The following is a 259-nucleotide window of genomic DNA, read 5'->3' as shown; positions in this document are numbered from 1 at the left end:
CGAAAGACGCCGTCGAACGGCTAGCGTTGACCCGCTCCGTCTCACGAAAGGACCGCCATGACCTGGCTCGGCCGCCTCCTCCGCAACCGTCGCGCCGGTGAGTCGACGCTCGCCTGGCATGTGCCGGGACTGAACGCCCCCGACGCACTGACCCTCTCGAGCCCCGACTTCGTGGACGGCAGTGCGATCCCGCAGCGCAACGCCGGGCGACCCGTCGGCGACAATGTCTCGCCCGCACTGGCCTGGTCGGGTGTCCCCG

Annotated in this window: 1 pseudogene; it reads left to right on the top strand. The window is 70.7% G+C overall.

What is annotated here, in order from left to right:
* Window positions 1-57: 57 nt before the first annotated feature.
* Window positions 58-259, top strand: a pseudogene (locus tag SB719_RS21060) (hypothetical protein); the annotation flags it as partial.

It is taken from the genome of Pantoea sp. SIMBA_079 (assembly GCF_046940275.1).
Classification (GTDB): domain Bacteria; phylum Pseudomonadota; class Gammaproteobacteria; order Enterobacterales; family Enterobacteriaceae; genus Pantoea; species Pantoea borealis.
This window is presented reverse-complemented; position numbering and strand designations above follow the sequence as displayed.